8 protein-coding genes and 1 pseudogene are annotated in these 10,244 nt (G+C 41.3%); all 9 read right to left on the minus strand.

The features are described from left to right. Positions 1-169: 169 nt before the first annotated feature. Entirely contained in the window at positions 170-868 is a 699-nt protein-coding gene (locus tag IM496_RS12390) for a metallophosphoesterase family protein (protein ID WP_287662077.1), read from the minus strand. Positions 869-889: 21 nt separating this feature from the next. Continuing rightward, complete coding sequence (locus IM496_RS12395; RefSeq protein WP_004160949.1) at positions 890-1,699, minus strand: metallophosphoesterase family protein; 810 nt, start codon at positions 1,697-1,699, stop codon at positions 890-892. After that, positions 1,699-2,478 (minus strand): hypothetical protein, encoded by a 780-nt coding sequence (locus IM496_RS12400; protein ID WP_287662070.1) that lies wholly within the window; start codon positions 2,476-2,478, stop codon positions 1,699-1,701. The genes IM496_RS12395 and IM496_RS12400 overlap by 1 nt, the downstream gene beginning before the upstream one ends. 749 nt (positions 2,479-3,227) lie before the next feature. Beyond that, entirely contained in the window at positions 3,228-4,253 is a 1,026-nt protein-coding gene (locus IM496_RS12405; RefSeq protein ID WP_287662071.1) for a CobW family GTP-binding protein, read from the minus strand. A 114-nt stretch (positions 4,254-4,367) separates the two neighbouring features. Continuing rightward, positions 4,368-6,224: pseudogene (gene thrS / locus IM496_RS12410) on the minus strand (threonine--tRNA ligase). A gap of 131 nt (positions 6,225-6,355) precedes the next feature. Then, positions 6,356-6,712: a hypothetical protein gene (locus IM496_RS12415; protein WP_287662072.1), complete on the minus strand. Its 357-nt coding sequence runs from the start codon at positions 6,710-6,712 to the stop codon at positions 6,356-6,358. A gap of 19 nt (positions 6,713-6,731) precedes the next feature. Beyond that, entirely contained in the window at positions 6,732-7,475 is a 744-nt protein-coding gene (locus tag IM496_RS12420) for an alpha/beta hydrolase (RefSeq protein WP_287662074.1), read from the minus strand. 132 nt (positions 7,476-7,607) lie between these two features. Beyond that, a complete protein-coding gene (fldA, locus tag IM496_RS12425; protein WP_287662075.1) occupies positions 7,608-8,120 on the minus strand; it encodes a flavodoxin FldA in 513 nt (170 codons plus the stop codon). 266 nt (positions 8,121-8,386) lie between these two features. Further along, entirely contained in the window at positions 8,387-9,415 is a 1,029-nt protein-coding gene (locus IM496_RS12430) for a chlorophyll a/b binding light-harvesting protein (protein ID WP_002787228.1), read from the minus strand. Positions 9,416-10,244 lie beyond the last annotated feature (829 nt).

Consider the following 10,244-nt stretch of genomic DNA (forward strand, 5'->3'; position numbering starts at 1 on the left):
AAAAGTACTGGATCTGGGAGTGATCGGGGGGAAATTTAGGCACTTTTTCCCTGAAAATTAGGTAATTGGCCACCTCAAAACTGGTAAAACCCCACACCCCACACCCCACACCCCACACCCTGCCCCCAGGAAAAACTTTTTCAGCAGACCCTAATTAATCTCTGAAAGATTAATAAGGTACGGTTCTAAACTCCACGCAATTATTACTAGGATTATAGAGAGTGTAAACTGCTTTATTTAATTCTTTACCAACGCTACCAACCCCAATTAAACGCTTATCTTGAATCGTCAAAGTTTGGCTTGGTTGCCGTTTATCTAAAGTAGTAACAGTGCTAGTTAAATTAGCGGACTGTAAAGAATAATCAAAAACTTGTCCTGCACGACCACAAAATAGATTATTAACTCCCACCCGTTGCAGTCGATCTAAAATTTGCCATGGGGGAGTATCGGGGGTTAATTCTTCACTAACACTGACACTACTGCCATGAATTAATAAACAATCCAACTCGACAAAACCAAAATCGAGATTTCGTAACCATTGCACTGTTTCTAAAGAAACTGCGTCCCAGAGTTGTTTAGTGCTGTCAATTCCATGTTTATCGATTAATTCCGTCGGTTCTCCTGTTGCTCCTAAACTGTGTAAAATTAAACATTGTTCTTCCCACCATCCCCGACAAACCTGCGGATATAAGTTATTTTTAGTGGGATAACGTATTTGTTCTACCAGCATTTCACTATCGGGATTAACACCGATAAAATCTCCTAAAATATATAAATTTTCTACAGTAACTGACCGTTGCCGAATATCTTCCAATACCGCTTGATAGGCTGGTAAATTGCCTTGAATACCGCTTAAAATTGCCCACATAATTTCTTGATTTATCACAAATTAACGTTCGCAAACATGAGTCGGATCATCGGCTTTTTCCGCATATTCTAGACCCTTAGCCAATCGCCAAGCGAAAATAGGAGGTAAACCCGATTCTAAAATAGCCTGACAGGTTTCCTGATAGTTATAGGCCACTTCTCGCAGTTGTACCGCTGCCGTTTCTCGATCGTAAATCACATAGGTGGCATTTGGACGACCGTGACGCGGTTCTCCCACCGATCCCACGTTGATGATACGTTTAACCGGTGTGGTAAATTGCCGCGACTGTTCCCCATCGGGTTGATACACTTTTATTTGCAAGCTTCCCGCGTCGAGAGTGCGAATGTAGGGGATGTGGGTATGTCCACAGAATAAAACCTCTGTATCTACCGATAAAACCCGTTCTAAAGCCGTAAAAGCGTCCATTTCGGCTAAAAGGTACTCATGGTTACTTTGGGGACTACCATGAACAAAACAGAGGTGATCTAGCTTAAAAATTTCGGGCAGTTTTGACAAATAATTACGGTTTTCTGGGGTGATTATTTGATTTGTCCACTCATGAGCTAATCTACCGCGTTTTTCTGCTAAAAGCGACGGATAACTGCACTCACAGGCATTTAATCCCTCAACGATATCCTCATCCCAACACCCTTGTACCGTGGTAATCCCCAGTTGACGGATTTTTTCCACCACTTGGTTAGGATGGGGTCCATACCCAACCAAATCCCCTAAACAGTAGATTTCTTGACAACCCTGTTGGTCTAAATCTTGCAAAACAGCATTTAAAGCGGGCATATTGCCATGAATACAGGATAAAACGGCTATTTTCATCAGATTAACTCCATTTCTGGCTCTAAAGATTCTTGAAATTGTTGTTGATAATACAAAAGTGCCTCATCGGACAGACAACAATCACTCAGGGTATCGGCAATTATCGGTTTATCGAGATTGCGACCGACGATTTCAATCCCACTAAAGCGATTCGGTCTCCCATCGAGATTTAAGGGAAAATTTAAGCTTTGAAAGTCTTTTTCTGGCCATTCATCCATAAATTCCCCATAAATACACTGACCATCGATGATATCGAAGATACTTTTAACCCGCAGCACTTCCCCATAGGCTCCTTGGGTTAATTCTGTCCAAAAGGTGGTTAAACTGGAAAAATCGAGGAATTCTCCCGTTAAAACGGCTCTATAAATCTGTATTTCTCGTTTTTTTAACCATTGATCACCTTTTATGGTTGTTTTGACGGGACTGATGACAATTTCATCGACGGGAACTTGTCCTTCGGGGATTTCTTCGTCTGGAGACGTAATCGCTACCCGATGACAATTGAGGGGTTTTAGAAAGCTTTCGAGGGATTGCGTGTCTAAATGCCATGGTACTTCCATGTAGATCGTGTTTTCCATGGATAAACTGCTCAAAAGGTCTTCTTCTTCCCTAGAAATAGAGGACAACTGGGGAAAGTCACTCTGTAAAGTGAGGTGATCAATGGGAAAAGTTTCCGTCTGGGGACTAAAATATAGACTTGGCTGCTTGCTTTGGGCGATTTGTTGGCGAATCCAATGGGTTTTTCCCGCAGCTATACCCCCCGTCACCACGATAATCATTTTGCTCCTTCTTTATTGTGGTAATGATAATCATTCTAGCATAAGTGAGATTGGGGCAAGTAATCTTCCTTAACCAATCCTCTCGACTTAGCAAGGTTATTTCGGGAAAAATTGGCGGTCTCTTGAGATATTAATCATGGTTATGGCTCTTTTCTCTAGGATACCATTGGCTTTGTCCATCCGGTAAATCAACTAAGGTAATTCCCATCATTTTTAATTGTGATCGCCGCTTCCGTAAAGTGCAAGGGTTTGCGATAATGAACTTGGAGAACAAAGAGATGTAAAACCATTGGATCGAGGGTTCGTTAAATTTTAAAGTTTTTATCCATAAATTATTAGAGTTCTTGCATAATTAATTTTTGAGAGTTCAAAAACGGCAAAAATAAGGATTAAATGGCATAAAATCTGTAAATAGACCATTTAAGTAGTCGTGCAAAATTAATTTCCTAGTGAAGATAGGCAAGAGGCAAGAGGCAAGAGGTGGTTAGATATGTGTAATTAATTTTGCTTAGGTACTTAATTGATTATTATTCATTCTTAATTCTCCTGACTACTGGCTACTGACTCCTAACCCTAACAACGATTTTTGAGGCTCTTCTGGTTTCTGTGTGGAAACGAGGTCTATACTGATAGTTTCTTCGACAAAATAGTCCTAAAAGTGTTGCCCAATAAGCATTTCACGATTCCATAAGCAAAAATTATCACACAAAGTCGAGAAGAGCCATTTTTGATTTCTGCAAGAGGTCTATTCATAGTTTGTGCTTTTTAATTTTTTGAGAACTAGCCAAGCATTCGTTTAGTTGTGTCAAGATTTCCTCTTTATTTAAATTTCTGCCGATAAAAACTAACTGATTCTGAGGAGATGTATCCCATTCTACCGCTTGCAGATCGTAACGAAGACCGCTCAATTGAAAAATATGTTTTAAATCGCTTTGTTGAAACCAGAGAATACCTTTAGCTCGAAAAACATTTACTGGAATTTTTTCCGTGAGAAAAGGTTCAAATTTATCTAGATTAAATGGTTTATCGCTAACAAAGGAGACAAAATTAAAGTCTTCAGGAGATTGATTATCACTGGAGCTTTGGCGATTTTTTTGAAAGTCTCTCAACTGGACTTTATACAATTCTTCTTTAGTTAAACCTAGATCTAACAATAAACCCAAAGGAACCTGACCATAACTACTTTTTAGGAGTCTTATACCCTCTTTTTCTCGACGAATAAACTTTTCTAAATCATCTAATTTTTTGCCACTGACTCGATCTATTTTATTGAGAATTACCACGTCACCATAACGAATTTGACTAAGGGCAATATTACTATCAAAATGATCGGCAGTAAAGGTTTCAGAATCCACGAGGGTAATAATAGAATCTAAGCGAGTCAGATATTTTAATTCCGTGGCTAAGAAAGTGAGGATAATTGGCAAAGGATCGGCTAATCCTGTGGTTTCAATAATTAGATAGTCCACGGGTATTTCTTTTTCTAAGACCTGATAGACTGTCTCAATTAAACTATCATTAATCGTACAACAAATACAGCCATTACTCAATTCTATCATATCTTCATCGATGGAGACAAGCAATTGAGAATCAATATTAATATCCCCAAACTCATTGACTAAGACGGCAACTTTTAACCCTTCTTTATTGTCAAGAATATGATTTAGTAAGGTGGTTTTTCCACTCCCTAAAAAACCAGTAATGATCGTCACAGGCATTCCCGATTTAGGCAAGCAAGGGAGGGAATCGGAGAGAGGAATTATCAAAGAACTCACGGCAGCTAACCCACTTTTAAGTTAATTAATTGGCAGAAAATAGGCTTTTCTCAACCCTGTTAAATTCGCCTGGAAGGGATCGATATCCCCTATTTGCCGGTTTATACAAAAGTTTCAGAGATTAATTTTAGATAGGATCGCTGTTTGCATTTTTTCTAATAAATCTGCCAGCGTCATCGAACCTAAATCACCCCCTTGTCGAGTGCGAACACTTAGAGTTTCACTGCTAACTTCTCGTTTTCCAATTACAGCTAAGACAGGGATTTTTTCTAGTTCTCCTGTACGAATTTGTTTACCTAAACGCTCACCACTTTTATCGATTTCCACTCGATAACCAGCTTGTTTTAACTGCATTGCTACCTCTAAAGCATAATGCTGCTGTTCATCACTAACGGGTAATAAACGGACTTGAATAGGTGCTAACCAGAGAGGAAAATCTCCCGCATAATTCTCGATTAAAATACCAAAAAATCTTTCCAAAGAGCCAAAAATAGCTCGATGAATCATAATCGGTCTTTCCCGAGTACCATCCCTAGCTACATATTGCATATCAAAGCGTTCTGGCAAGTTAAAATCGACCTGAATCGTGGAACATTGCCACATTCTACCGATCGCATCTTGAATTTTTATATCAATTTTCGGACCATAAAAAGCCCCACCTCCCTGATCCTCAATATAATCCCACTTTTTAGCATTTAAGGCCTCAATTAAAGCTGCGGTTGCCAATTCCCAAACACTATCGCTACCCACGGATTTACTGGGACGAGTCGATAAATTTACCTCATAATTAGTAAAGCCAAAATCGGAGAGAATTTTCTCGGTTAAATTCAAAACTCCTAGAATCTCTGCGGCAATTTGTTCGGGCAAACAAAAAATATGAGCATCATCTTGAGTAAAACCTCTTACCCGCATTAATCCATGTAAAACCCCCGAGCGCTCGTAACGATAAACTGTGCCTAATTCTGCCCATCTGAGGGGAAATTCTCGATAGGAATGCAGGTCATTTTGATAGGTTAAAACATGAAAAGGACAATTCATCGGCTTAATTTGATAGCTTTGCTGTTCTAACTCGATCGCCTCAAACATATTGTCGCGATAAAAGTCCCAATGTCCAGAAGTTTTCCACAGATCTAAATTAGCTAGATGGGGAGTATAAAGAAATTGATAACCCGCTTCTAAATGAGCTTGGCGCCAATAATCTTCGATTAAATAACGCATTGTTGCACCCCGGGGATGCCAAAAAACTAAACCGCCACCTGCATCTTCTTGGATGCTAAATAATTTTAATTGTTGTCCCAATTTGCGATGATCTCGTCGCTGCGCTTCTTCTTTTTGTTGGAGATAATTTTGTAATTCTGCGGGGGTTTGCCAAGCTGTGCCGTAAATTCGCTGTAATTGGGGCTGTTTTTCATCTCCTTGCCAATAAGCACCCGCTACACTCTCCAAGACGAAAGCATCGGGGTTAATTTCCCCCGTCGAGTTGAGATGGGGTCCCGCACACAGATCCCACCAAAATTCTTCCGGGGGAGAAACAGCGCCATCAATTAACGAGGGTTCTCGATCGCTCCGTCCTGCGTCTGGACTACCGATAAAATAACGGGTAATGGTTTCATCTGGGGGAATTCTCTCTAAAATTAACTTTTTGTAGGGTTGATTAAGGCGCTCGATTTCTGCGGCAATTTCGCTTCTTTCCAGCACTTCTCGGATAATTGGCAGGTTTTGCCCGATAATTCGCCCCATTTCTGCCGCTATTTTCTCCAAATCTTCGGGGGTAAAGGGTGTTGGGCGATCGAAATCGTAGTAGAATCCCGTTTCTGTCCAGGGACCAATAGCGACTTTGGTTTCAGGAAAGAGAGTTTGTACCGCCATCGCTAAGACATGGGCTCAAGTATGGCGTATTTTTACGATTTTTTGCGAATCTTCTTCGATAACGGGGCTTTCTGCTAGGGGATACTTAATCTGATTGACCATTGCCAGTTAAAGTGATAATGATTATCATTTTAGCAGAGCAGGGCTGATGTCTGAGAGAAAAATGCGCTCAAATCCTCTAGCGGCAAGCTCAACGCTGATAGCTTACCGCTCAAACTGGAAGTCTCCCTACTTTAAAAAGCAGGTATTACCGATGATATTCTCAACTTAACAGCCAGAATCCAGGTTATGATGACGAGAAAAGAAACTGAGAAAACAGGTTTCTTCAAGAAACCCATTTTCTGATTTTCCTGAATTTCTCGCTCAAAATCCCGACAATCGAGCGCCTCTTCCGAAAAAGCGCGCATTGGATGCACCGCACATTTCAAGCGATAATCTCCAGTACAAAAAACACAGCGACTACAGGGAATTCGATGCAGCTTTTGCAACTGCCGGCACCCTTGGGCAACAGCAAGAAAAAGGGCAGTAAAAAAGAATAAGAGAACGAGCCAGATCGCGATCGGACAAAAGAGCGGTATTAGCCCTAACATAAATCTCGATTTTTGTCAATTAAGGAATAATTACAGTTTGCTCAGAAAGAAATTCCTGTGGAACTAGAGATCGCCAGAAACTAAAAATCTCTTGACTGACGCTGTAGGGGTGGGAATAGTGGAAAAAATAACGCCCTTTGTGACAACTCCAAATGCGATCGCCTGACTTTAACCAGGGTTGCCATCCCTGCAATAAATGCCGATCAATTACCGTATCGATATCTCCCCCACAGACTAACAGGGGTACGGGAACTGTCCCCGGGGCGAAATGGGCATTCTGATAGAGATTATGGGGAGAAAGGGACAATAATAAATCCTCTTCCAAGAGATAGCGATATTCTTGGGTTAAAGCGCAGGATTGATGACCAAAAAGATTCTGAACCGATTGATTCAGCAAAGTTTGACGGGAACAGGGCAGTAATTTTGATAGCACATAATAATGAGCTTGCCAATCGATCGCCGGATAGACTCCCACAGAGAGCAAAGTTAAGGATTTTACCCTTTCTGGATAACGACGCGCATACAGTAATCCTACTAATCCCCCCGTGCCGTGGCCGACTAAATGCAGTGGTCGATCGCATTGTTTCAGATAATCTTGTAGTAATACCAAGACGATATCAAGAGAAGCTGGCTCATCAATAGATTGACAGTATTGCCAATCAGCGATCGCAACTTCCCTGGCTAAACAATCCAACACCGGGCGATCAAAACGGCGAAAACTGGGGTTAACATTAATCCAAACTGCATCAGGTAATCGAGACATAATAATCAAGGATATAGGGGATTTTTCAGTGATCAGTAAACAGTAATCAGTAATTGGTGAAAAGAAAGCTGCGAACTAGCCACTTAATACTATTCACTGATAACTGATAACTGATAACTGATTGATAGCTAACTAAACGCCAAATTCGCCCTTAAGTCCCGCGACCCAAGTTTTGATCCGTTGTTCAGTTAAATCGGATTGGTTGTCTTCATCGAGGGCTAAACCGACAAATTTGCCATTTTTTAGGGCTTTCGACTCGTTAAAATCGTAACCTTCTGTCGGCCAATAACCGACAGTTTTACCCCCTAGGGAGGCGATTTTTTCTTCCAGTATCCCCAGAGCATCTTGAAAGTTATCGGCATAACTGATTTGATCCCCCATCCCGAAATAAGCGACCTTTTTGGAGGCGAAATCAATGTCATCCAATTTATCGTAAAAACTCTCCCAATCGCTTTGTAATTCGCCGATATTCCAGGTGGGACAACCGATAATCAGGGCATCGTAGGGGGCAAAATCCTCGGTAGAAGCGGAGGAGATATCGTGTAATTCTACAATTGCCTCACCTCCAAATTCTTTCTGAATCATTTCCGCTACCGTTTCGGTTTTGCCGGTTTGCGTGCCAAAAAATAAGCCAATTTTTGCCATAAAATTTGTCCTTGTTGCGAAATAAGTGAGTTTAACTCTTAATTCTCCTTGATAGGGAATAAAGCCCCTGATTACAGTTTTCTCCCTCTGAAACTGGCATTTCCTGCCGGCAAGAACTACAGTACCAATAAGAGCGAGAGCGTCCAATGTGATGCAGCAATTTGGTGTTACAACAGGGACAGTAAGGCATAAGGGACAGTTAGAAAGATTGATCAGCGGGGAAAATTAGGAAAATCGATAATTTATCCTAATCTTCCTCAAAAAAACTAGGCTTCTATCGCATTTAAGGCTTTTTCTACTCGTTTAAAGTCAAAACCCATCGCGCGTAAAGCGTGCCAGAGATGACCTTGTAAAAAGAAGAAAGCGAGGAAAAAGTGGGCATTAGCCAACCAACAGCGCGCCGTATGTACTCCAAAGGGCAATTTCACCGTGTCGGCAAAGTAGGGAGCAATTCCTAACTTCACTTCTAAAATTGGCCCGTAAAATTCGACTGGATAAGCGAGGGTATTTACCCCACAGAAATAGGCGGCCACGAAACCAGCTAGGGCAATTCCGCCCAAAGAATAGGATAAAATGGCTTCTCCGGAGAAAATCAGCACATTTCTCGCCCATTTGAGCGGGGGAACGATAATATGCCAGATACCGCCCCCAATTAACATTAAACCGACGTAGATATGACCACCGACTAAATCTTCGAGATTGTCCACAGTAGCGAAGTGGGTTTGATAGCCATAGATAACCCAAGGATCGAGGGTTGGTTCACTAACGACTCGGACAGCGCCGATAGTTGCGTCGTATAATCCCCCCCAGTACATAGCTTTGGCCACTAATAATAATGCAGCTATACCTAAAAAGAGCAGGTGATGACCGAGAATAACTCCTAATTGTCGGGGTTCACTCCAATCGAAATGGAATTTTTTCCCCGGACCGGAGGAATCTTTCAGGGTTTCTGGGACTCTTAACAGGTGAAATAAGGCTCCTGCTCCCAAAACTGCCGAAGAAATCAGATGAATTGAGCCAATCACGAAAAAGGGATAGATATCGATGATTTGCCCCTTTTCTCCGACTCCAAAGCCTAAAGTGGCCAGGTGCGGCAGTAAAATTAAGCCCTGTTCTGCCATGGCTATATCAGGGCGATACTGGGAAATTTCAAATAAGGTGAAGGCTCCTGCCCAAAAAGCGATTAAAGCAGCTTGAGCAACGTGGGCAACGATAAATAAGCCTGATTTATCGGCAAAACGGGCATTTCCTGCCCACCAGTCGTATTCGATCTGAGGATTATCGTAGGTCTGCATGGCATCTTTTAACGAAAATAGAACCAAGCTTATTGATAATTATATGCAATAAGCTTTAAGTCTTAGTCTAGAATAATTCTCAATAAAGTCAAGTTAAGAATTGTTACAGTTGCTCGGCATACTTTAATACATCAGTATTTTTAGCCTGATCAGCCTTTGACAATCAAGGCTTTTCAGCATGAATCTTGGATCGCAGCTAGAGTAATCGCCTTAAATAATTGAGAATAATTATTAATTATTTTTTGCCGAGGACTAGAGGATAATTAGCTTGTCATCACTTAAACAAGCCTATAATTAGGGGCTGCTGAATAAATCTAAAAACCTTGTTGGATAAGGCTTTTAAACTTTTTTTTCCTCAAAAAGTGCCGACCATTGGAGGGATCGGGGGGAAAATTCCTGGACTTTTTCTCTGAAAATTAGGTAACTGACTACCTCAAAATCGGTAAAACCCCACACCCTGCCCCCAGGAAAAGCTTTTTGCCGCAAACCCTAATTACAGTCTGCTCAGAAAGAAATTCCTGTGGAACTAGAGATCGCCAGAAACTAAAAATCTCTGGCGTTGTCAGATAAAGAGATGAGAAGGCAAAATAGATAGAAACTCAATGAAGGAAAAAAAACGATGAAATGTCCAGAATGTAAAAGTGACCACATCAATAAAAATGGTCATCGTGGTCAAAAACAAAACTATATAGGGTCTGCTGAAAAAGTTTTTCCTGGGGGTAGGGTGTGGGGTGTGGGGTGTGGGGTGTAGGGTTTTACCGATTTTCAGGTGGTCAACTACCTAATTTTCAGGGAAAAAGTACCTCAATTTTCCCCCTGATCACTCCCA

Origin of the sequence: Microcystis sp. M049S2, assembly GCF_020245625.1 — a bacterium.
Taxonomy (GTDB): domain Bacteria; phylum Cyanobacteriota; class Cyanobacteriia; order Cyanobacteriales; family Microcystaceae; genus Microcystis; species Microcystis ichthyoblabe_A.